The sequence below is a fragment of the Niallia sp. CD-39 genome (assembly GCF_059874745.1).
On sequence record NZ_JCBCPS010000003.1, the window covers coordinates 93,832 to 117,854 of the forward strand.

At 38.5% G+C, this 24,023-nt stretch carries 21 protein-coding genes; 18 read left to right on the forward strand and 3 right to left on the reverse strand.

The features are described 5' to 3' along the window. Positions 1 to 8: 8 nt before the first annotated feature. Both AC6F34_RS08860 and AC6F34_RS08865 read right to left on the reverse strand, forming a co-directional pair. Entirely contained in the window at positions 9 to 410 is a 402-nt protein-coding gene (locus AC6F34_RS08860; RefSeq protein WP_500771168.1) for an NUDIX hydrolase, read from the reverse strand. Positions 411 to 546: 136 nt separating this feature from the next. Further along, positions 547 to 2,256 (reverse strand): Rqc2 family fibronectin-binding protein, encoded by a 1,710-nt coding sequence (locus AC6F34_RS08865; RefSeq protein ID WP_500771170.1) that lies wholly within the window; start codon positions 2,254 to 2,256, stop codon positions 547 to 549. A gap of 172 nt (positions 2,257 to 2,428) precedes the next feature. On the opposite strand from AC6F34_RS08865, the gene AC6F34_RS08870 reads away from it, so the two are divergent. The 18 genes from AC6F34_RS08870 to AC6F34_RS08955 all read left to right on the forward strand — a co-directional run bounded on the left by AC6F34_RS08870 (position 2,429) and on the right by AC6F34_RS08955 (position 23,251). Beyond that, positions 2,429 to 5,107, forward strand: a complete 2,679-nt coding sequence (locus AC6F34_RS08870) for a calcium-translocating P-type ATPase, SERCA-type (RefSeq protein WP_500771172.1) — start codon at positions 2,429 to 2,431, stop codon at positions 5,105 to 5,107. A gap of 305 nt (positions 5,108 to 5,412) precedes the next feature. Then, entirely contained in the window at positions 5,413 to 6,294 is an 882-nt protein-coding gene (locus AC6F34_RS08875; RefSeq protein ID WP_500771174.1) for a YicC/YloC family endoribonuclease, read from the forward strand. A 56-nt stretch (positions 6,295 to 6,350) separates the two neighbouring features. Next, positions 6,351 to 6,614: an extracellular matrix/biofilm regulator RemA gene (gene remA, locus AC6F34_RS08880; protein ID WP_500771176.1), complete on the forward strand. Its 264-nt coding sequence runs from the start codon at positions 6,351 to 6,353 to the stop codon at positions 6,612 to 6,614. Between the two features lie 11 nt (positions 6,615 to 6,625). Further along, entirely contained in the window at positions 6,626 to 7,240 is a 615-nt protein-coding gene (gene gmk, locus AC6F34_RS08885; protein WP_500771178.1) for a guanylate kinase, read from the forward strand. Between the two features lie 2 nt (positions 7,241 to 7,242). Continuing rightward, positions 7,243 to 7,455, forward strand: a complete 213-nt coding sequence (gene rpoZ, locus AC6F34_RS08890) for a DNA-directed RNA polymerase subunit omega (protein WP_500771180.1) — start codon at positions 7,243 to 7,245, stop codon at positions 7,453 to 7,455. 158 nt (positions 7,456 to 7,613) lie between these two features. Beyond that, complete coding sequence (coaBC, locus tag AC6F34_RS08895; protein WP_500771182.1) at positions 7,614 to 8,822, forward strand: bifunctional phosphopantothenoylcysteine decarboxylase/phosphopantothenate--cysteine ligase CoaBC; 1,209 nt, start codon at positions 7,614 to 7,616, stop codon at positions 8,820 to 8,822. Then, complete coding sequence (gene priA / locus AC6F34_RS08900; protein ID WP_500771184.1) at positions 8,819 to 11,233, forward strand: primosomal protein N'; 2,415 nt, start codon at positions 8,819 to 8,821, stop codon at positions 11,231 to 11,233. The genes coaBC and priA overlap by 4 nt, the downstream gene beginning before the upstream one ends. Positions 11,234 to 11,272: 39 nt before the next feature. Continuing rightward, positions 11,273 to 11,758 carry a peptide deformylase gene (gene def, locus AC6F34_RS08905; protein WP_500771186.1) on the forward strand — a complete coding sequence of 162 codons (486 nt, stop codon included), beginning with the start codon at positions 11,273 to 11,275 and terminating at the stop codon, positions 11,756 to 11,758. Further along, the gene (gene fmt / locus AC6F34_RS08910) at positions 11,755 to 12,705 is read left to right on the forward strand and encodes a methionyl-tRNA formyltransferase (protein WP_500771188.1); all 951 of its coding nucleotides are present in this window, start codon (positions 11,755 to 11,757) and stop codon (positions 12,703 to 12,705) included. The genes def and fmt overlap by 4 nt, the downstream gene beginning before the upstream one ends. Continuing rightward, on the forward strand, positions 12,702 to 14,054 hold the full coding sequence (rsmB, locus tag AC6F34_RS08915) for a 16S rRNA (cytosine(967)-C(5))-methyltransferase RsmB (protein WP_500771190.1): 1,353 nt from the start codon (positions 12,702 to 12,704) through the stop codon (positions 14,052 to 14,054). Before fmt ends, rsmB begins: the two co-directional genes overlap by 4 nt. 4 nt (positions 14,055 to 14,058) lie before the next feature. After that, positions 14,059 to 15,144 (forward strand): dual-specificity RNA methyltransferase RlmN, encoded by a 1,086-nt coding sequence (gene rlmN / locus AC6F34_RS08920; RefSeq protein WP_500771192.1) that lies wholly within the window; start codon positions 14,059 to 14,061, stop codon positions 15,142 to 15,144. Between the two features lie 4 nt (positions 15,145 to 15,148). Further along, a complete protein-coding gene (locus AC6F34_RS08925; RefSeq protein ID WP_500771194.1) occupies positions 15,149 to 15,907 on the forward strand; it encodes a Stp1/IreP family PP2C-type Ser/Thr phosphatase in 759 nt (252 codons plus the stop codon). After that, positions 15,904 to 17,871: a Stk1 family PASTA domain-containing Ser/Thr kinase gene (gene pknB / locus AC6F34_RS08930; RefSeq protein WP_500771196.1), complete on the forward strand. Its 1,968-nt coding sequence runs from the start codon at positions 15,904 to 15,906 to the stop codon at positions 17,869 to 17,871. The genes AC6F34_RS08925 and pknB overlap by 4 nt, the downstream gene beginning before the upstream one ends. A gap of 11 nt (positions 17,872 to 17,882) precedes the next feature. Next, on the forward strand, positions 17,883 to 18,764 hold the full coding sequence (rsgA, locus tag AC6F34_RS08935) for a ribosome small subunit-dependent GTPase A (protein WP_500771198.1): 882 nt from the start codon (positions 17,883 to 17,885) through the stop codon (positions 18,762 to 18,764). A 2-nt stretch (positions 18,765 to 18,766) separates the two neighbouring features. Beyond that, on the forward strand, positions 18,767 to 19,411 hold the full coding sequence (gene rpe / locus AC6F34_RS08940) for a ribulose-phosphate 3-epimerase (protein ID WP_500771200.1): 645 nt from the start codon (positions 18,767 to 18,769) through the stop codon (positions 19,409 to 19,411). Positions 19,412 to 19,533: 122 nt separating this feature from the next. Next, positions 19,534 to 20,187, forward strand: a complete 654-nt coding sequence (locus AC6F34_RS08945) for a thiamine diphosphokinase (RefSeq protein ID WP_500771202.1) — start codon at positions 19,534 to 19,536, stop codon at positions 20,185 to 20,187. Positions 20,188 to 20,272: 85 nt separating this feature from the next. Further along, positions 20,273 to 20,353 carry a stage V sporulation protein SpoVM gene (gene spoVM / locus AC6F34_RS08950; RefSeq protein WP_057986724.1) on the forward strand — a complete coding sequence of 27 codons (81 nt, stop codon included), beginning with the start codon at positions 20,273 to 20,275 and terminating at the stop codon, positions 20,351 to 20,353. 891 nt (positions 20,354 to 21,244) lie between these two features. Then, the gene (locus tag AC6F34_RS08955; protein ID WP_500771204.1) at positions 21,245 to 23,251 is read left to right on the forward strand and encodes a methyl-accepting chemotaxis protein; all 2,007 of its coding nucleotides are present in this window, start codon (positions 21,245 to 21,247) and stop codon (positions 23,249 to 23,251) included. Between the two features lie 181 nt (positions 23,252 to 23,432). On the opposite strand, the gene rpmB is transcribed toward AC6F34_RS08955, so the two are convergent. After that, positions 23,433 to 23,621: a 50S ribosomal protein L28 gene (rpmB, locus tag AC6F34_RS08960; protein ID WP_500771206.1), complete on the reverse strand. Its 189-nt coding sequence runs from the start codon at positions 23,619 to 23,621 to the stop codon at positions 23,433 to 23,435. Positions 23,622 to 24,023: the final 402 nt, after the last annotated feature.

Sequence of the window (24,023 nt, forward strand, 5' to 3'; positions counted from 1 at the left end):
TATCCTTTCTAATTAAAGGTTAAGATAAATGGGTGTTTTGATTCGTCAAAGCATGAGGTTAGTTCCTTTTGGAAGTCTTCGTTACTAATTAATTCTAAAGCTTCTTCAATAGTAAAAAAACCAACTTCTACGCTTTCATTCCCTAGTGTAGGAGTTCCACTTATTACATTTCCAATCCACCATACATGACAAAATCCCTTATCTAAATCTTGAGATAATCCGCAAAACTTTTTGAGCGATATTTTAAATCCAGTTTCCTCCTCGACCTCCCGAATAACTGCTTCTTGAAACGTTTCTTGTTCTTCTAAGTGGCCACCTGGTAATTCCCAACCGCGAAGAGGATCTTTTTTTAGTAGAACTTCCTGTTTATCGTTCAATACTAAGCACCCTGATGTTATTGTGTATTTCATTGAATCACCTTGTTCTGTTTATTTTGAATATTGATTAATTATATCAATGTGAAATGATTGGCAAAAGAAATTCTAAATCGTTTATCTTAATAGTAAAAACCACCGAAAAATCTTATCCGGTGGTTGTTGTCATTCATTATTTCTTTAATCTGAGTATTACATCTTCATCAGGAGTTACGAAGACGGTTGTTTGCTGGTCGTAGATGACGTAGCCTGGCTTTGCTCCGCTTGGCTTTTTGACATGGCGGATTTGGGTGTAGTCAACAGGGACGGAGCTTGAGCTTCTCGCTTTGCTGAAGTAGGCGGCAAGTATCGCTGCTTCCAAGATTGTTTCATCTTTTGGCTCAGAGTTTCTGATGACAACATGACTTCCTGGAATGTCTTTCGTATGTAGCCAGATTTCATCCCTACGCGCAAATTTATTTGTTAAATAATCGTTTTGCTTGTTGTTTTTGCCAACGAAAATCTCAGTACCGTCAGTAGCGATATATGTCTCTAACTGTGGCTTTGCATTGGCTGGCTTTTTCTGACCTTTTTTCTGTCTTTCGCGTAAGTAGCCACCTTCGACCAACTCTTCACGTATTTCTTCTACATCCTTTGGTGAGGCTGATAAGATTTGTTGTGTTAGAGAATCGAAGTATGTAGCTTCTTCTTTTGCCTTTGTGATTTGCTCTTTTACAATCGCCTGCGCATTCTTCGCCTTCACGTACTTCGTAAAATACACCTGCGCATTTTCAGATGGTGTTTTTTGTGGGTTCAAAGTGATCGTCACCAATCCACCGTTTTCATCGTAATAGTTTTGCACTTCAATCTCGTTCATCCCTTTAGTAATTGCATACATATTTGCTGTAATCAATTCCCCGAATAATTGGTGTGCGTCTGCATTTTCTGCTTCCTTCAATGTTTGCTCTAATTTCACGATTTTCTTTTCGTATTTCTCTTTTTCATTGTGAATCAACCGTTCCAAATCATTTGCTTGCTGCTTGACGCGATCTCGTTCAGCTTTTCCAAAATAAAAACGGTCAAGCATCGTGCTTAATGTCGGAAACGACGTTGTTTCTCCCTCCAAGTGTTGTAATGGGAATATGTGGAAGCTCTCTTTCCCATTATGCTTCATTAAGGTAGGAGTAACTTCTCCAGCTTTTAGTTTGTTTATCAACTGTATAAATGCTTTCGGAATCGTTGTTCGATTCGGAAGCCCCGCAAGATGAATAACCTCCTTTGCAACAACCGGTGAAAGCCCAGCAAAGCTTGCAACAAGCTGCTTATCTAGCTTCCCACTGTTAAAATCGATGCTTCGGATGATTGTTTCCTCATCAGCAGCAAAAGGATCTTGTTTCTTTTGATCTGGTGGGAGAACGTAAGGTTGGCCAGGTAAAATCGCGCGATGGCTATTCACTGCGTAAGAAACATGTTTAATGCAATCTAAAATCATATTGCGTTCGCGATCAACGACAATAATATTGCTGTGGCGACCCATAATCTCGATGATTAATTGCTTATAGGATAAATCACCTAACTCGTTTCTTCCTTTAATATCAAAAACAATGATTCGATTCATCTCGATTTGATGAATATTCTCAATCGTAAACCCTTCTAAATGCTTTCTTAATAGCATACAAAACATTGGAGGAGTTGCAGGGTTTTCAAAGACTTCATTTGTTAGCTGTGCTCTTGCGTAACTTGGATGAGCCGATAGCAATAGCTTATGGTTTTTACCGTTTGCACGAATAACAAAAAGCAATTCGTTCTTAAATGGTTGGTGGATTTTATTGATTCTTCCACCTGAAAGTGTATCGGAAAGCTCTGAAGTCATTGCTTTCGTAAAAAGTCCATCAAATGACATATGTAAACATCCTTTGTAATAGTTAAGTTTTCGTTTCTTTCAATAAAAGTCGAACAGATTTCCGTTTGTTTAATCATAGCATTTTTTAGGACAAGGATGAATAAGCTTTCATAGAAGGACTAGCATTAATGATTAGAGATGTGAGAATGAGGAGGAAGTGTGTGATGCCTAGATGAAATTTCATGAAATGAATGAAGCAGAGGTTGAAGGTGCATTAAGCAGTAATCGGGCAGAAGGGCTGAGCGATGAAGAGGCACAAAAACGTTTAAAACAATATGGTTATAACGAGTTAGCCGAAGGTGAGAAGCCATCTGCTTTGCTTATATTTTTAAGTCAATTTAAAGATTTTATGGTGCTTGTTTTATTAGCTGCAACGCTAATTTCTGGCTTACTAGGAGAATACATCGATGCGATTGCGATCATTGCGATTGTAGTGATTAACGCCTGTCTAGGATTCTATCAGGAGCGTAAGGCGGAGAAATCGCTAGAAGCGTTAAAAGAATTATCTGCTCCTCAAGTTTTAGTACTGCGTGATGGAGAGTGGATGAAGATTCCATCTAAGGAAATCGTTGTTGGAGACTTAGTGAAATTCTCGTCAGGGGACAGGATTGGTGCGGACGTCCGTATTGTTGAATCTAATAGTCTGGAGATTGAAGAATCTGCCTTAACAGGAGAGTCTGTGCCGGCGCAGAAATCCGTTGTGCCAATAAAGGGTGATAAAGTTGGAATTGGCGATATGGAAAACATGGCGTTTATGGGTACGATGGTGACAAGGGGCAATGGTGTTGGCCTTGTCGTTGGCACAGGGATGAAAACAGCAATGGGTCAAATTGCAGATCTACTTCAAAATGCGGAAACGATGATTACCCCACTACAAAGACGGTTAGAACAGCTAGGCAAAATCTTAATTACGACTGCTTTATTATTAACAGTACTTGTCGTATTCGTAGGTGTGCTACAAGGACAAGACTTATATACGATGTTCTTAGCAGGCGTATCTTTAGCTGTTGCTGCGATACCAGAAGGCTTACCTGCAATTGTCACCGTGGCGTTGTCTTTAGGTGTTCAGCGGATGATAAAATCTAAAGCAATCGTGAGGAAACTACCTGCAGTTGAGACACTTGGATGCGCTTCAGTAATTTGTTCAGATAAAACAGGAACATTAACGCAGAACAAAATGACCGTTACGCATTTATGGGCAGGTGGAACTGAGTGGAATGTAGATGGTGTTGGATATACGCCCAATGGTCAATTTTATCGTCATGACAGAGTCATAGATTTGCAGGAAGAAAAAACATTGCAGCAGCTTTTAATGTTCGGAATGCTTTGCAACCATGCCGAGATACATCAGAAAAAAGGTGAGTTTGCGCTTGATGGTGACCCTACCGAAGGAGCGTTATTGGTCGCAGGAATGAAAGCTGGATATAGCCGAGAAGGATTGTCACAGCAATTCCAATTAATTAAGGAATTTCCTTTCGACTCAACACGTAAAATGATGAGTGTCATAGTTAAGGACCGAAGTGGTCGAACATTCTTAGTGACAAAGGGTGCGCCTGATGTCATCGTTAACCAAAGTGAAGGCATCCTTTGGAACGGTAGAAGGCAATTGATGAATAAAGACATGGTAGGAAAGGTAAATGATGCTATTGTTAACCTTGCATCCAATGCGCTAAGAACGATTGCGATAGCATTTAAGGAGATATCTGGAAACACTTTCGTGTTAAGTGAAAGTGAAGCGGAGAAGAACTTAACGTTCATTGGACTGCAAGGGATGATTGATCCCCCTCGTCCAGAAGTAAGGGATGCAGTTAAAGAATGTAAAGAAGCTGGTATTAAGACGGTCATGATTACAGGAGATCATGTTATAACAGCAGAAGCCATTGCTAAGCAACTTGGCATCCTGACAACTGGACAAAGAGTGATAGAAGGTTCTGCATTAGCGGATATGTCTGTAGAGGAACTAGAAGATGTTGTTGAGGAAGTTGCTGTATTTGCTAGAGTGTCACCAGAGCATAAATTAAAAATTGTTAAAGCATTTCAAAATCGTGGCCATATTGTCGCGATGACAGGTGATGGAATCAATGATGCTCCGGCAATCAAGGCAGCGGATATCGGCATCGCGATGGGAATTACAGGAACCGATGTAGCGAAGGAAGCATCGTCACTCGTTTTACTAGACGATAACTTTGCAACCATTAAGTCTGCTATTAAAGAAGGTAGAAACATATATGAGAACATCCGTAAGTTCATAAGGTATTTATTAGCCTCTAACGTTGGAGAAATTCTAGTCATGTTGTTTGCAATGCTTTTAGCAATGCCATTGCCACTTGTACCGATCCAAATTCTATGGGTGAACTTAGTAACTGACGGACTCCCAGCGATGGCTTTAGGGCTAGATAAGCCAGAGGAAAACGTCATGAAACGGGGGCCTCGTCATCCGAAAGAAGGGGTGTTCGCAAGAGGACTTGGTTGGAAAGTTGTATCACGAGGCTTCCTTATCGGAATTGTTACATTACTCGCGTTTATCTTTGCATACAACGCAAACCCAAATGATTTAGCGTATGCACAAACGGTTGCTTTTGCAACGTTAGTAATGGCTCAACTAATTCATGTGTTTGATTGTCGAAGTGAAAAGTCAGTCCTTTCACGAAATCCGTTTGGTAATAAATATCTAGTGTGGGCGGTACTATCATCCTTCTTACTGATGATCGTCGTCATCTATTATCCTCCACTTCAGCCAATCTTCCATACTGTCCCAATCGTATTAAAAGATTGGTTCATGATTATTGGGTTATCGGCAATTCCAACATTTTTGCTTGCCTTTTCATTTTTGGCAAGAAAGTCGAAATAAAATATGATATAATCCATTAGGTAGTAGAGATGAAACTCTATTACCTTTTCTTTTTTAGATATAAAAAGTGGAACTGGATAATAAAATGAAAGAACGATGGGAAAAGCAACAGCTAAATAATGCCCACGAAGTCTTATTCTATCGAGGAAATTGAAGCGTGCATATAGAAAGCGCACGCCATATGAGGAAATAGAAGATTATCTTTTCATACCAGTATTCATTTCACTTATTAAGTGATAAGATTAAAGGAAAGCACAATCATACATAGATCATTTAAGCTTTCACTTTGGAAGGACGTGTGAAAGATGGTTAAAAGCATGACTGGCTATGGAAGAAGTCATCAGCAAACGAAGAATTACACTGTTACAATCGAAATTAAAACAGTGAACCATCGATTCTCTGAGTATTTTATGCGGATTCCGAGACCGTTTTTGCGCTTAGAAGATAAAATAAAGAAACTGTTAAGTGAAAGCATAAAGAGAGGTCGAATTGAAGTATTCGCTTCTATCGAAGGGAAAGGCTTATATAAAAAGAAGCTACTGGTTGATTGGGAGTTAGCGGATCAGTATTATGAAGTCATTCAAACAATCCAGAACAAGTATCAGTTATCCGATGAGATAAATGTCCATCATATAGTACGTGATGAAACATTAGAAGTTGAGGAAGTTGATGTCATCGACCATGAGTTCGATGCATTGCTTTTACAGGCGGTACATAAAGCGTGTGAGCAGCTGATTGAGATGAGAAAAGCTGAGGGAATGGCCTTGAGAGAGGATCTACTTACTCAGTTAAAAAGCATGCAGCAAACGATTGTCGTTCTTCAAAGCCTCGCTCCACAAGTTTCTCTTCATTATAAAGACCGGTTGCTTAAGCGAATGGAGGAGTTCCTTAACGGACAAGCTCAAATTGATAATGCGCGGATTGTAACTGAGGTTGCAATATTTGCGGATAAAGCCGATATAAATGAGGAAATAACTCGTCTCAATAGTCATCTTCATCAATTCCAAAAAACTTTGGAAACAGAGGGTGTACCAATCGGTAGAAAATTAGATTTTATCGTCCAAGAAATGAACAGAGAAGTGAACACGATTGGTTCAAAAGCAAATGATTCAAAGATTGCTTACGAAGTCGTTGAGTTAAAAAGTTTGCTTGAAAAATTAAAAGAGCAAGTGCAAAATATCGAGTAAACGGTTTAGAAGGTAGCAAGATAGGTCAAAATATACGTGATGAATGGAGGACAGAAATGTCTATTAAATTAATCAATATAGGATTTGGGAATATCGTTTCTGCAAATCGAATCATTTCCATTGTTAGTCCTGAATCAGCACCAATTAAAAGAATCATTCAAGATGCACGTGATCGAGGCTCACTCATCGATGCTACATATGGACGTAGAACGAGAGCGGTTATTGTTACTGACAGTGACCATGTTATTCTGTCAGCTGTTCAGCCTGAAACTGTTGCAGCGCGTTTAAATGACCGAGATGAGATTATAGAGGAAGGTTAGGACGAGGAGAAATGAAAGAAAAAGGATTGCTAATTGTTTTATCGGGACCTTCTGGAGTTGGAAAGGGTACCGTTAGAAAACAAATTTTTTCCCAACAAAATACGAAGTTTGAATACTCCATATCAATGACAACAAGATCTCCGCGTGATGGGGAGGTTGATGGGGTTGATTATTTCTTTAAATCTCGCGAAGACTTTGAAGACTTGATTGCAAAAGATCAGCTGCTTGAGTATGCTGAGTTTGTTGGAAACTACTATGGAACACCTGTTGAATATGTTCAGAAAACATTAGAAGAAGGCAAAGACGTCTTCTTAGAAATAGAAGTGCAAGGTGCAAAGCAAGTACGCAAAAAGTTTCCTGACGGTTTGTTTATTTTCCTTGTGCCACCAAGCCTTTCTGAATTAAAGAACCGTATTGTGACAAGGGGAACGGAAACAGAAGATGTAATCCGTAACCGAATGACAGCAGCAAAAGAAGAACTAGAAATGATGAATCTTTACGACTATGTGGTAGAAAATGATCAGATTGAAAACGCGTGTGAACGCATCAATTCAATCGTTGTAGCTGAGCACTGTCGTAGAGAAAGAGTCGAACCGAAATATAAACGTATGTTGGAGGTTGAATAATTATGTTATATCCATCTATTGATTCATTAATGACAAAAATTGATTCAAAATACTCGCTTGTATCTGTAGCTGCGAAAAGAGCACGTGTTTTACAAATTGATGGTACGCTACAATTAGAAAAATATGTCTCACATAAAAATGTTGGAAAAGCGCTTGAAGAAATTCATGCAAATGAACTACACTATCGCATCGGCTCTACTCAAAATGAAGAATAACTATTAAAACAACCAATCCGGTTGTTTTTTCTTTGTCTATTGTCTGTTGATTTCTTTTTATTCTAAATAGGATTTTGATCCAAATAGATGAAATTTTGACGTCTTTCTAGCATAATAAAAGTACAGAAAAAAGAGCTCGTTTTAATGGGGGTAAAAAAATGCTAAATGGGAAGAAGATTCTGCTTTGTGTAACAGGAGGAATAGCTGTCTATAAGGCTGCAGCTTTAACAAGTAAACTAACACAAACTGGTGCAGATGTGAAAGTAATCATGAGTGATTCCGCTAGTAAGTTTGTAACTCCACTTACTTTTCAAGCGTTGTCGCGAAACGATGTATACACAGATACATTTGATGAAAAGGATTCTAAATATATCGCACATATTGATCTAGCTGATTGGGCTGATTTAACAATTGTTGCACCAGCAACCGCGAATATGATCGGAAAACTCGCGAATGGAATAGCGGATGATATGATTTCTACAACGCTTTTGGCAACGAGGTCACAAATATGGATTGCTCCAGCGATGAACGTGAACATGTACGATCACCCTGCAGTTATCAATAATATTAATACATTATATTCGTTCGGGTATCGCTTTATTGAGCCTGGTGAAGGTTACTTAGCATGCGGATATGTAGGAAAAGGAAGATTAGAAGAACCTGAACAAATTATTGGTCATATTGCCTCGTTTTTTAAAGAAAAGCCAACACCGTTAAAAGGAAAAAAAGTCATCGTCACAGCTGGGCCAACTCGAGAAAAAATTGATGCAGTTCGTTATATTACAAATTTTTCATCCGGTAAAATGGGATATGCCATTGCAGAAGAAGCAGTAAGGATGGGTGCTGATGTTACGTTAGTTTCGGGAGAGGTGGCGATTAAACCAGCGCTACCGGTCAAGATCATCAGCGTCGAGAGCACAGATGACATGTATGAAGCTGTGCTTAATGTATACGATCAAGCTGACCTCGTAATTAAAACTGCGGCAGTAGCCGATTATAAGCCGAAGGTTCAGCACAATTATAAAATTAAAAAACAAGATGGTGATCAAATCATCGAATTAGAAAGAACAAAAGATATCCTGATGGAGCTTGGAAGAAGAAAGGCGCATCAAGTATTAGTAGGATTCGCTGCAGAAACGGATCATGTTGAGGCATACGCAAAGAAAAAGCTTGAAAAGAAAAACGCGGATATAATCGTTGCCAATGATGTCACAAAATCTGGTGCAGGGTTTGGGACAGATACGAATATTGTTACGATTTATAAAAGAGACGGAGACAAGGTGGAGCTTCCAATGATGGACAAGCATGATGTTGCAAAACGATTACTTGAGGAGGCAGCATATTTTTTTAAGGATGATGCACGATGAAGATCGCGTCTGTCATTGTGGATGTTCCAGCAGGTCCAACCGATCGCACCTTTGATTACTTCATTCCAGAACAGTGGCAAGGTGTAATCAGTCCGGGAGTCCGTGTACAGGTACCGTTTGGCCCTAGAAAGGTGCTAGGGTTCATTGTAGAGATTAAGGAAAGCTCAGACTTTGATAAACTGAAAGAAATTTCAGAAGTGATGGATGTAACCCCAGTGTTAAACAAAGAACTATTAGCATTAGGTGATTGGCTAAGCATTCACACTTTGAGTTATAAAATCTCTGCTTATCAAGCGATGTTACCTGCTGCACTTAAGGCAAAGTATGAAAAAAAACTTCATTTAGTAAATGAAAGTGAAAAGCAAAATCTGCCACCAGAAATCTACTCTCTATTTGCAACCGAAAGTATGATAAAATGGGAGGATGTGCAGAAATCTACTTCATTAAAAAAACTTCAAAATTTGATCACAAGCGAAGTACTTGAGGTCATCTATGAAGTAAGGGAGCGTGCCCGAAAAAAGAAGCTAAGGCATGTATATCCTGCCCTCGAAGAAGAGGAATTGCAAGCGGTGATGGATGGGATGACAGAGCAAGCAAAAAAACAAAGACTTGTACTTGAATATTTCTTAAAGCATCCGAGCCCAATTTTAGTGCAGACATTGTTACAGCAATTAAACATTACCGTTGGTGTAGTGAAAAGCCTTATTCAAAAAGGAATTGTCATTGAAAAGGATATAGAAGTGTATCGAGATCCGTATGAGGATCGTGAGTTTGAACGTACAGAGCCATTGCAATTAACAATGTGGCAACAAAAGGCAATTGCACCCATTCTTTCGTCGATTGAAGAACACCGCCATGAAGTATTTCTATTATTCGGTGTTACAGGAAGTGGGAAGACAGAAGTTTATTTGCAATCGATTCAAGAAGTTTTGAATAAAGGAAAAGAAGCGATTTTTCTTATACCAGAAATTTCATTGACCCCCCAAATGGTTAAGAGGTTTAAAGGTAGATTCGGAGACAAGGTTGCTGTCATGCACAGTGGCTTATCCGTCGGTGAAAAATACGATGAGTGGAGGAAAATTCAACGAAAAGAAGTAAAAGTTGTAGTTGGTGCTCGCTCAGCTATTTTTGCCCCTTTTGAAAATCTAGGGATGATCATTATAGATGAAGAACATGAGACGACGTATAAACAAGAGGACCACCCACGCTATCATGCTCGTGATGTAGCAATCGAAAGGGCAAAGAATGTTAACTGTGCGGTGATCTTAGGTAGTGCAACTCCATCATTAGAGACTTTTGCTCGTGCAAAAAAGCATGTATACACTGAGCTTACATTACCAGAGCGAATGAACAATCAAGCATTGCCGATTGTTGATATCATTGATATGAGGGAAGAACTTCGTGATGGGAATCGCTCGATGTTTTCAAGAGCATTATTAGAAAAACTTCAGGAACGATTACTAAGAAAAGAACAGACCGTATTGTTTTTAAACAAGCGTGGTCATTCATCTTTTGTCATGTGTCGGGATTGTGGGTTTGTTGTTAACTGCCCGCATTGTGAAATATCTTTAACATACCACCGTCAGCAACATAAGATGAAATGCCATTATTGTGGGCATGAGGAAAGAGTTCATACACAATGTCCTGACTGTCAAAGTGAGCATATCCGCTATTTTGGTACAGGAACACAAAAGGTGGAAGAGGAGCTTGTAAAGGTCCTACCTGAAGCGAAGGTCATTCGAATGGACGTAGACACGACCTCTCGGAAAGGTTCACATGAAAAGCTGTTAAATGAGTTTCAAAATGGAAAAGCTGATATATTACTAGGCACTCAGATGATTGCAAAAGGATTGGATTTTCCAAATATTACTTTAGTCGGCGTGCTCTCTGCAGATACGATGCTCCATTTGCCAGATTTTCGTTCGTCCGAAAAAACCTTTCAACTGCTAACACAAGTAAGTGGCAGGGCAGGTAGGCATCAATTGCCAGGAGAAGTAATCATTCAGACGTATTCACCTGAGCATTATAGTATTGAACTAGCTAGTATCCAAAACTATGAACAGTTTTATCAAACCGAGATGAATATTCGAAAACTTCATGGGTATCCACCGTATTATTTTTTAACCTTAATAACGGTAAGTCATGAGGAGCTAATGAAAACGGTTGGGGTGACTGAGAAGATTACGTCATGGGTGAAAAGCAGGTTAAGTGATCAAGCAGTTGTTTTAGGACCTGTTGCATCACCGATTGCGCGAATCAATAATCGTTATCGATACCAATGTTTGATTAAATACAAAAGGGAACCAGAGCTTCATCTCATATTAAAAAAGGTTTATGACCAATATAAGCAAGAATTAGCTTCTGGTCGTTTAAATATTTCGATTGATTTAAATCCGCAAATTTTAATGTAATGAATGATGATAACGGTTCTACAAATGGAGGAAGTATTTTTGACTATTAGAAAGATTGTGATGCATCCGTCTGAAATTCTTGAGACGAAATGCAAGGAAGTCACTCAATTTAATAAAAAGCTATTAAAGCTATTAGATGATATGTATGATACGATGATCGAGTTTGATGGTGTAGGTCTAGCGGCTCCACAGATCGGCTTAGATCTGCAAGTAGCGATTGTTGATGTTGATGATGAGTTGGGGACAATTGAAATGATAAATCCAGAGATTTTGGAAGCATCAGGTGAACAAACAGATCCAGAAGGATGCTTAAGCTTTCCAGGTTTATATGGTGAAGTAACAAGAGCTAATTATGTGAAATTAAAGGCAAAAGATCGTAAAGGCAATGACTATGTTCTAGAGGCGGAAGGGTTTTTAGCAAGAGCGATTCAGCACGAAATTGATCATTTGCACGGAATTTTATTTACATCAAAAGTATCAAAATATTTAACTGAAGAAGACTTAGAGGGGGGCGAAGAATCATGACTAAAATAGTCTTTATGGGGACACCAGACTTTTCCGTACCTGTTTTGCGAACAATCATTGAAGATGGATACGAGGTCATAGGAGTAGTGACACAACCGGATCGCCCTGTAGGGAGAAAAAGAGTGCTTACTCCACCTCCAGTAAAAGTAGAGGCATTAAAGCATAATATTCCGATCTATCAGCCTGAAAAGATTCGACAATCTGAGGAGCTGCAAACGATTATTGATTTACAACCAGATCTTATTGTAACAGCCGCATATGGTCAGATCTTACCAAATCGTTTATTGGAAGCGCCAAAGTACGGTTGCATTAACGTTCATGCATCTCTGTTGCCTGAGCTACGTGGTGGTGCGCCAATTCATTATTCAATTATTGAAGGCAAGCCAAAGACAGGTATTACAATCATGTATATGGTTGAGAAGCTTGATGCAGGCGATATGCTAACACAAGTAGAAGTAGACATCACGGAAGAAGACAATGTCGGCACACTTCATGATCGCTTAAGTGTTGCAGGATCAAAGCTCTTATCTGAAACAATTCCAAGGCTTTTAAACGGGGAAATTGAACCAACTCCACAAAATGAAGAGGATGCAACATTTGCTTATAATATTAAACGAGAGCAAGAATGGTTAGACTGGACGAAAACAGGCGAAGAATTATATAACCAAATTCGTGGAATGAACCCTTGGCCAGTCGCTTTTACATTGTTAGATGGGGCTGTTCTTAAAGTTTGGAAGAGCGAAAAGGTGATCGACAAAAGACCAGGCGTGCCTGGTGAAGTAATCAATATCGAAGACGATGGTATAATTGTAAAAACAGGAAACGACACGGCCATCAGAATTATAGAGGTTCAACCTTCCGGGAAGAAGAAAATGCTAGCAAAAGATTATTTAAGAGGCTCGGGTGCACAACTATCAGCTGGCATCCTTTTAGGAGCAAAAGAATGAGTAAAAAGAAACAAAAGCAAGTGAGAGAGGTCGTCCTGGAATTACTTGAAACGATAGAAAAAAATCAGTCTTATAGCAATTTGCTATTAAATAATGCAATTAAGAAAAATACAGTGGACCAAAAGGATGTCGGCTTATTGACTGAATTAACGTATGGCACTTTGCAACGAAAATTCACACTTGATTATTTTTTAAAGCCATTTGTTAAAAAGCCAGCAAAAGTTGAAGCTTGGGTACTTCATTTGTTAAGGCTAACGGTATACCAAATGGTTTATTTAGATAAAATACCAGATCATGCAGCCATACATGAAGCGGTGGAACTTGCAAAAAAACGTGGTCATAAAGGTATCAGTGGGTTTGTAAATGGCGTTTTACGAAACATACAACGCAATGGAATACCAGCTCTTGATGTCATCAAAGATCCGGTTGAACGAATCTCTATTTCAACTAGTCACCCAGAGTGGCTAGTGAAGCGATGGGTCGAGCAGTATGGGGTCGAAAAAACAGAAGAGATGTGTCAGACAAACTTAATCGCTCCTGTACAAACTGCTAGAGTAAACGTAACAAAAATTGACCGGGAAAACTGTATAAAGCAATTAGAAGCAGAAGGGTTTTCCGTTGAACCGTCTCCAATTATTCCTGAAGCGATCCGTGCTTTAAGGGGAAACCTTGCGAATTCAAAAGCGTTTGAACAAGGTTTATTCACCATCCAAGATGAAAGCTCCATGCTTGTAGCACATGCACTTGGTGCAACTGGTCAAGAAGAGATTCTAGATGCATGCGCCGCTCCAGGTGGGAAGACAACACATATCGCTGAAAAGCTAAACAATGACGGGAAAGTTATTTCTTATGATTTACATGAACATAAGGTTAAGTTGATTAAAGAGAACGCCTCTAGATTAGCATTAAATAATATTGAGGCTCGTGCTCATGATGCTCGTAAGCTATCCGATTTGCACGAAGAAGAATCGTTTGATCGCATCTTACTTGATGCACCGTGCTCTGGTCTAGGTGTTATGAGAAGAAAACCAGATATGAAATATACAAAGCGTGAAGAAGATATAATAAGGTTGCATGACATTCAAATGCAATTATTAACAAGAGTTGCCCCTTTGCTTAAAAAAGGTGGTATGCTTGTTTATAGTACGTGTACTGTAGATAGAGAAGAAAATGAGACGATCATTCAATCGTTTTTAAATACGAACAATCAATTTGAAAAAGATGAAACATTAGTAGACAGGATGCCCGAGTCCATTAGGCCATTAGTGGACGGCAATCAATTGCAGCTTTTTCCTCAGGATTTAAATTCTGATGGTTTTTATATCGCCTGTCTAAGAAAGAAGGTGTAGGAAAATGGTACAAACAACAGGAAGAAAACAACAAACAGTTCCGGAACAGCCATCGATTTATTCCTTACAATTAGAAGAGCTTAAAACGTGGTTAAAGGAAAATAATGAAAAGGCATTCCGAGCTGAACAAATATTTGATTGGCTTTATACGAAAAGAGTGACGTCATTTGAAGATATGACAAACTTGTCAAAAGGGTTGCGTGAACGTTTAAGTGATGCTTATACAATGACGACTTTAAAAACGTTGATTCAGCAACAATCGTCTGATGGAACGATTAAATTTTTATTTGAGTTGCATGATGGCTATTCAATTGAAACGGTTCTTATGCGACATGAGTACGGAAATTCGGTTTGTGTAACAACTCAAGTTGGTTGTCGAATCGGGTGTACATTCTGTGCATCTACATTAGGTGGATTAAAACGGAATCTAGAAGCAGGAGAAATCGTTGCGCAAGTCGTAAAAGTACAGCAAGCACTTGATGAAACTAACGAAAGAGTAAGCTCTGTCGTCATAATGGGAATAGGGGAACCATTTGAAAACTATGATGCAATGCTCTCATTCTTGAAAATCATCAATCATGATAAAGCTCTAAATATTGGAGCGAGACATATTACGGTTTCTACAAGTGGGATTATTCCAAAGATTTACAAATTTGCAGATGAGCAGTTACAAATTAACTTTGCCCTTTCATTGCATGCTCCTAATAATGAAATTCGTACAAGGCTGATGCCAATCAACCGTGCATTCAAACTACCAGACCTAATGGATTCGATTCGTTATTATATCGAAAAGACGGGAAGACGTGTGAGTTTCGAATACGGATTATTCGGTGGCGTTAACGATGAAGTGGAGCATGCTGAAGAGCTTGCAAAACTAATTAAAGGGATTAAATGCCATGTTAATTTAATTCCTGTGAATTACGTTCCAGAACGAGATTATGTACGAACACCGAAGGAAAAAATCTTTCAATTTGAAAAGACGCTCAAAGCTCACGGTGTGAATGTTACGATTCGCCGAGAGCAAGGCCATGATATAGATGCAGCTTGTGGACAACTTCGTGCTAAGGAGCGCAAAGAAGAGACGAGGTGATCGCATGAAAGCGGTTTTTAAAACAGATAAGGGAAAAATTCGTCAATTAAATGAAGACAATGGGGGCATTTTTATGAATGCCCACAAACAACGCCTTGCAGTCGTAGTCGACGGTATGGGTGGCCATCGTGCTGGTGATGTTGCTAGCATGATAGCGTTAAATGAGTTGGAAAAAAGATGGAGTGAATCGACAGAATTTAAGACAGCTGATCAAGCGGAAGAATGGTTTAAACAACAAATTAAAGAGGTTAATACGGTCTTATATGAACATTCTAAGTCTGACAAGGAATGTGAGGGAATGGGTACAACTTGCGTGGCAGCCATTTGTACGAACCTTTTTTCTACCATTGTAAATGTTGGCGATAGCCGCTGTTATATTTTAAATGAAACCGGATTTCAGCAAATCACAGATGATCATTCATTAGTGAGTGAGCTTGTACGCCAAGGGGAAATTTCAAAGGAAGATGCAGAGCATCATCCAATGAAGAATGTAGTCTTACGCGCATTAGGTTCTGAAGAGAATGTTGTAATTGATGTAAAGACAATTATGTTTGAAGAAGAGGATATTCTTCTCCTTTGCTCTGACGGACTTTCAAATAAGCTGTCGGAGGCTGAAATGACAGACCTATTGAGAAGTGACCTATCATTAGAGAAGAAAGCGGAACAATTAATAGACTTAGCAAATCATTATGGTGGCGAAGATAATATTACATTGGTTATCGTTGAATATTTTGAGCATCTAGAAGCAGGTGATGACCAATGATGATTGGGAAAAGAATAAGCGGCCGATATAAGATCATGGAAATGATCGGCGGTGGTGGCATGGCAAACGTTTATTTAGCTCATGACATGATTTTAGACCGCGATGTTGCCGTAAAAATGCTCCGTCTAGATTTTGTTGAAAATGATGAATTTATTCGTCGCTTTCATCGAGAAGCACAATCAGCAACAAGCTTAGCGCATCCAAATATTGTGAGCATTTACGATGTTGGAGAAGAAGACAACCTATATTACATTGTGATGGAGTATGTAAAGGGACAAACATTAAAGCAATACATACAAAAAAACAGTCCCATTGATATTGAAGAAGCGATGGATATTATGAAGCAGCTGACTTCAGCAATCTCACATGCACATGACAATCATATTATTCATCGAGATATTAAACCACATAATATTTTAATAGACGATTCGGGGCTCATAAAAATCACTGATTTTGGTATTGCAATGGCTCTAAGTGCTACAAGTATTACTCAAACGAATTCAGTACTAGGGTCCGTCCATTATCTCTCACCAGAACAGGCTCGTGGAGGCATGGCCAATCGCAAATCAGATATTTATTCATTAGGAATTGTGATGTTTGAATTATTAACTGGAAGGCTCCCGTTTTCTGGAGAGTCAGCGGTTTCGATTGCATTAAAGCATCTACAATCAGAGACACCATCATTACGAAGATGGAATCCAGCCATTCCACAAAGTGTTGAAAACATTGTACTAAAGGCGACTGCAAAAGACTCATTCCACCGCTATGAATCTGCAAATGAAATGGAAGATGATTTAAGTGGAGCGTTAAATGATGACCGGTTAAATGAGCCGAAGTTTATGCTTCCAACGGATGATGAAGCTACGAAGGCAATACCTGTGATTACGTCGGATAAAATTTTCCCACCTTCTGAGGAAACGATTATTCATGATGGGCAATCCAAAGATAAAAATAGTGAGGAAGAGCCGAAAAAGGACAAGAAAAAGAAAAAGAAAAAAGTGAAATGGGCGATTATTTTACCTACAATCCTCGTGTCACTTATTGTGATTTCTTTATTAGTTGTGTTGTTTTTACCGAGTTTGCTTTCACCTAAAGATATTGAGGTTCCAGATGTAACTGGCTATGAGCTCGAGGAAGCGATAAAAGTTTTAGAGGATGCAGGCTTTGTGGTTGAGGAGCCAATAAAAATCAATGATGATGAAGTGGATGAAGGTCAGGTCATTCGTACGTCACCTCGTGCAGGGAACACAGTAAAAGAAGGTGGAACTGTTGAGGTGTATGAAAGCCTTGGTCGAGAAAAGTTTGAACTAGAAGATTATACTGAAATGCAGTTTGAGACGGTGAAGCGTTTGCTTGAACGCGAAGGGTTTGAGAATATTGAATCCAACGAAGTCTTTCATGAAAGTGCACCAGTTGGTCAAATCATTAGTCAAAGCATTGCGGTTGGAGAGACGGTTGTTCCAAATGAAGCTGAACTCGTGTTTGACGTAAGCAGAGGACCAGAACCTATTAAATTAAATGATTTAAGCGGGTATAATGTAAAAGGTCTAGAAGTGTATGAAGAGGCGACAGGATTGAAGATTCAAGCTACTGAAGAGCATCATAATAATGTCGCAGCTGGACTAGTCATTTCTCAAAATCCAGCGCCTAATACGGAGGTACAAAAGGGTGATGTCATACATGTGATTATTTCCAAAGGTCAAGAACAATTGCCACCAAGAAAGGCGACTGTTGAAGTGGAAATTCCGTATGAACCTGCAGAGGAAGGAATGCCTCAACAAGTTTTAGTCTATATAGAAGACATGAATCGTACGATCTCAGACCTTTTTCAAGAGCTTACCATTGTAGAAGATCGAACAATTCGAATTGATTTGGAAATTGCCAATGGTTCTACAGGCCGATATCGCATCGTTCGAGACGGCTCAGTATTTGCTAATGAAAAGGTTCCTTATCCAAATGATTAAGGAGAGTTGCTATGCCTGAAGGCAAGATTATCAAAGCGTTAAGTGGATTTTACTATGTAATAAGTGAAAATGAAGTTTATCAATGCCGAGGTAGAGGGGTTTTTCGCAAAAATAAAATCACCCCACTTGTCGGAGATGAGGTTGTTTTTCAAATTGAAAATGAAACTGATGGCTATGTGTTGGAAATTAAGGAGCGAAAAAATGAACTCGTTAGACCGCCGATAGCAAACGTTGATCAGGCGATCCTAGTTTTTTCTGCAGTCGAGCCAGATTTTAGTACATCACTTTTAGATCGTTTTCTTGTGCTTGTTGAATTCAATCATATAAAGCCCATCATTTGTATTACCAAAATGGATTTAACGAATGAAGAGGTAGCAAATCGTATTAATCAATATGCAAATGATTATCGTGAAATTGGCTATGAAGTGATCTTAACATCTTCAGAAACTGAAGAAGGAATAGAAGAGCTATATCCGTATTTATCGGAGAAAATCTCGGTATTTGCTGGTCAATCAGGCGTTGGTAAGTCCTCATTGCTTAATGTGATACGGCCTGAGCTTGAGCTTAAGACGAATGATATTTCGACACATCTAGGACGTGGAAAGCACACAACAAGACATGTTGAGTTGATTAAGATCGGTGATGGGCTAGTTGCAGATACACCGGGGTTTAGTTCATTGGAGTTTATCGATATGGAAGTGGAGGATGTAAATCAGACATTTCCTGACCTATATGCATTAAGTGAGGGTTGCAAATTTAGAGGATGTTTACATGTAAAAGAGCCGAAGTGTGCGGTGAAAGCAGCATATGAATCTTCTGAACTGCCAGCTTATCGCTATGAACATTACTTACAATTTATTGAAGAAATTAAGGATAGAAAGCCGAGGTATTAACAATGGTTAAAATTGCACCATCGATCTTATCAGCAGATTTCTCAAAACTAGGTGATGAAATTAAAGATGTAGAAAAGGGAGGAGCCGATTATATCCATGTTGACGTTATGGATGGGCATTTCGTTCCTAATATTACAATTGGACCGTTAATTGTTGATGCAATTCGTCCGATAACAAAGCTTCCATTAGATGTTCATCTAATGATTGAAAATCCAGATTTATATGTGGAGGCATTTGCAAAAGCGGGTGCAGACTATATTACTGTGCATGTGGAAGCATGTAAACATCTTCATCGTACAATTCACCACATTAAATCACTAGGAGTGAAGGCGGGTGTTGTATTAAATCCAGCAACTCCTGTTGATACGATTAAGCATGTAATTGAAGATGTTGATATGGTGTTATTAATGACTGTGAATCCTGGTTTTGGTGGTCAAAAGTTTATTCATTCTGTTTTACCAAAAGTACGGGAAGTAAAAGCACTGGCTGATCAGCATAATCCGAATCTTGAGATTGAGATAGACGGTGGTGTGAATGAAGTTACGGCAAGATTGTGTATAGAAGCAGGTGCGAATGTACTCGTAGCTGGTTCTGCCGTCTATAATGAAGCAGATCGAAAAGCAGCAATTGAAAGAATTCGTGGGTAATGAAGCAATCCAGAAGAAAAAGGTCGAAACTTAATTTCGGCCTTTTTCTCGTTGGAAAATACCACCAAGATAACATGGGTGGTAAACAGGGAACATCATAAAAAAGGAGGATTGATGAATACATGCACATTAACATTGTTGCCGCTGGTCCTGCAGAATACGTGCCATCATTAAAGAAAGAGCAAGGTGAAAATGTCGTTTGGATTAGTGCGGACAGAGGTGTTTTGTCATTATTAAAGGAAGGAATCATTCCGCAAAAGGCGTTTGGTGATTTTGACTCAGTTGCAAAAGAAGAGTGGGAAGAAATCAATGCATTAGATGTTGAATTAGACGTGCATAAACCAGAGAAAGATGAAACAGATATGGAGTTAGCACTTAATTGGGCTCTTGATCAATCGCCACAAACGATTACTTTATTTGCTGCAACAGGTGGGAGGTTGGACCATCTCTTTGCTAATACACAGCTCTTAATTAAAGCACTACAAAAAAATAAAAGCATCAAAGTATGCATTAAAGATCGTCAAAACTTGCTTTACGTACGTGCAAAGGGAGAATATACTGTAAGAAAAAGTGAGGAATATAAATACCTTTCCTTTCTTCCACTTACTTTCGAAGTACGTAAATTATCCATCGATGGAGTGAAATATCCTTTAAAAGATAGGAATATTCCGATCGGGTCTACACTATGTATAAGTAATGAAATTGTGAATGAAACTGGTACTTTTTCCTTCGAAGAAGGCATATTAATGGTGGTAAGGAGCCGAGATTCAATTTAAGTACGAATCATTCATTTTATGAATAGGATTTTTTTGCAATATCCTATGAATTGACATGGTAGACTCATGAGGAGGGACTTAAGAAATGAGGTTTTATACAATTAAGTTACCAAAGTTTTTAGGTGGGATTGTACGTGCAATGTTAGGAGCTTTCAAAAAAGGGTAACGTACTTGTCTTCCCAAGCGGCATCTTTTTAAGATGCTCTCACTGTAGACAAACTCAATGTAGATTTGATTTTGTCTACAGTTTTGTTTTAAACCTAAGTACGTTATGTCCACACATGACAAATAGAAACATCTTAATATAATGACAAAATTTTGATAAAAGTAGAGCACTATGAAATTAACTACTTTTCAAGTCTGAAATTAGCTTACTTTGTTTCAAATACTGTCGGATGGAAAATGCATTTGACTTAATAAATTATGTAAAAACTAAATAATGTCTTGCTGATGCTTGAGGTAGAAGTGAAAGAAAGGCTGTCCAATTAGTCATTTGTTTGAAAATTGGACAGCCTTTCTTTGCCATTTATTGTGTAGATCGGGCCATTAGAGATTAAGCACTGGAAAGTACAAGATAATCGGCAATTTATCTTATATTTTAAAGACCTAAAGGCAGAACCTCTTCTGCCGTTTTGGCAAAGCTTTGTGTTTAAGCATTAATGTCTCCTATTAAGAAAGCTGTTTTTTGGATTCAGCAACGTCCTCTTTGCTTACTGGGATTGCTTGGACTAATCCTAATGAATGGTCTTCAACTTTCTAAATGACAGGTGTGATATCTTTACTCCTTCTTCAGTATCAAGCTAAAAAATTCAATCATTTTTCTAATGTAGTAGACTATTGAGCAATAATTCCCCTGGAACGCCCAAATTTGCTTCAGGAGAGTTATTATAGCATTACAGTGATAGGTGTTAATTATACTTATATAATATTTTTTATCGGGATAGAGTATTTTTAAATAAAATTTTCCGCCAACCGGTTCAAGTTAGTGAATTAATTTAAAACTCCACCGATATGAAAAGTAAGCTACTGCTTAGAAAACTTAAAGGGGAATCTTTCTATGAGGAAATTATCATCAGGTGTATCAAAGATCCGCACCAAATTTATTATTTATTTTTTATTGATAGGATTGATTCCGCTCATGGTATCTTCTTACATTATCTACAACGCGAGTAGTAAGGAGATTCTATCAAACGAACAAGAGAGATTAGGAGTAGAAACAGAAAATTATGTTTCAAGCATGGAAGAATGGATCTTAAAACGATTAGATGAAATAACGATTATTTCGAAATCAAATGCTATTATAAATGGAGATTTGGAAGAACGCAGCCAGATTATTAATGTCGTGAAGGAACAGGATCCAATATACGAAACTGTAGTAGTGTCTGGGAAGGATGGAATAGTAGTTGCTCATACAACCGAGAGCAATATAGGAACATTAGATCTATCCGGTCGAGATTATTTTATAAACGGCATGAAGGGCGAACAATCAATTTCCGATGTGTTGGTTTCAAACTCAACAGGAAATCGCATTATGGTTGTTGCCACTCCAATTACATCTGAGCAGGGGGATGCAATAGGAGTACTTTCAGCATCTGTCAATTTTGACAGTCTAGTGAATTATTTTTTAGAGGATGAAGAAGCAGCAAGTAATGGTAGATTTTCAGTATTAATGGATAATGAGAATATAATTCAACATCATCCTGATTCAGAATTAATTGGAAAACCGTTAGAACAAGTATCAGTTTCTGATGATTTGAAAAAGGTTTTACAAGAGGGACAGACAGCAAGCGGTATACAAACCATTCGGATCAATGGGGAAGATATGTTAGTATCATATGCCCCTCTGCTTGAAGGGGAATTTGGTATCTACTTAATTACACCGTTAGATAGTATATTGACTGTTACGAATAGTATTAGAAATATAGCTAGTTTCGTTAGTATAGCATCAGTCTTTTTAATTACTGTCTCAGCTATATGGATAGCAAATAGCATCGGCAAGCCAATAAAACAATTAACTGGGCGAGTAGAAATGATTGCAGCAGGTGATTTAACTGGAGAAGATTTGATCATCCACTCGAAAGATGAGCTTGGTGTTCTAGCAAAAAATATAAATGTCATGAAAAGGAATTTGCATACGTTAATACTACAAGTAAAAGAGGGCTCTGAGCAAACTTCCTCAACCTCTGCAGAGCTTGCGGCTAGTGCAGATCAGTCTAATTCAACAAGTATGATGATCGCAAAATCTATGCAGTCTGTTGCTGAGGATGCCTCGAATCAGGCGGAGATGGTTTCTGAAAGTGTCAAGGCACTAGATGAAGTAACACATGGCATACAATTGATGGCCGAAACTTCTTCAGTAATCTCTGAGAAGTCAAATGAAACCTTAGATAAAGCAGGTGTTGGAAGCGGATCAGTAGATAAAACGATTGAACAAATGAATGCGATTCATGAATCCGTGATTGAATCAGATCAATTAACTCAATCGCTTATCGTACGTTCGCAGGATATTACCCAAATACTAAATGCAATTACAGCAATAGCAGATCAAACAAACTTACTCGCTCTTAATGCAGCAATCGAAGCAGCGCGTGCTGGCGAGCAAGGAAAAGGTTTTGCAGTTGTGGCAGACGAAGTTCGTAAGCTAGCGGAAGAATCACAGCGTTCTTCAAAAGAGATTTCCACCATTATTACAGAAATACAATTCGATATTGAACAGTCAAGTAAATCGATGAAAAGTGTGATTAATGAGGTGAAGAATGGAGTTACCATTGCAAAAGATACGAAAGAACTCTTTGTGGAAATCTTAGAGCTAACTCAGGATGCCGCTGACCGTATTACGGAAATGTCTGCAACTTCAGAGGAAATGTCATCATCAGCAGAAGAGGTTTCTGCTTCCTTTAATGAAATCTCGAACATAACAAAGACAACGACATTAAGCACACAAGAAGTCGCAGCAGGATCAGAGGAACAATTAGCAGCCATTGAAGAAATGTCATCTTCTGCTCGAAACTTAAGCGACCTTGCTTTAGAGCTTCAAAATGCGGTAACGAAATTCAAAGTTTAATACTATAAAAAAGCTTATTGCCGAAAGAATGGCAATAAGCTTTTTTGCACACAGAAGGTAAGTAATACCAACAATTCCACACGGTATGGCGTAATTGTTTGCTCGCCAATATGTGGGGCTAAATACTTATCATATAATAAATAAAATAGGACATCCCAATTTAGGATGTCCTATACGCATATTAAACGCGCTCAACTTTACCTGATTTAAGAGCTCGTGCAGAAACCCAAACACGTTTTGGCTTTCCGTCAACAAGGATACGTACTTTTTGAAGGTTTGCACCCCATGTACGCTTGTTAGCGTTCATCGCGTGTGAGCGTGCGTTACCTGAGCTAGTTTTCTTACCAGTGACAACACATTTGCGTGGCATAAAATTCCCCTCCTTACAAAAACATGAGCTAAAACTATTGTTTTATGCATTCATTTGCAATTCATGAGTTCATCTGACTTAATGAGAAAACAGTAATTCTGTTTTACGACCATTAAAAGATACTTTAATAATTTATCATAGATGTTTTGCTATTGCAATAGCTGAGATTCGCTTTCAAGAAAAAAACCTTGACATACTAGTCGGAAATTAAAGCCATAATAACTATAGCTTTCAAAAAAAACGCTCATATAGTAAAATAAACATAATCGGTGGAGTCTGCACAAATCAGTTAAATTCAATTCAACTGTTTACAACTACTCTGTAAAAACTGTAGGATAGAAAATGTGTAATTGTTCATAACTACTTTTTATGTTCAGTGAATGATATGCTTCACTTTGATTG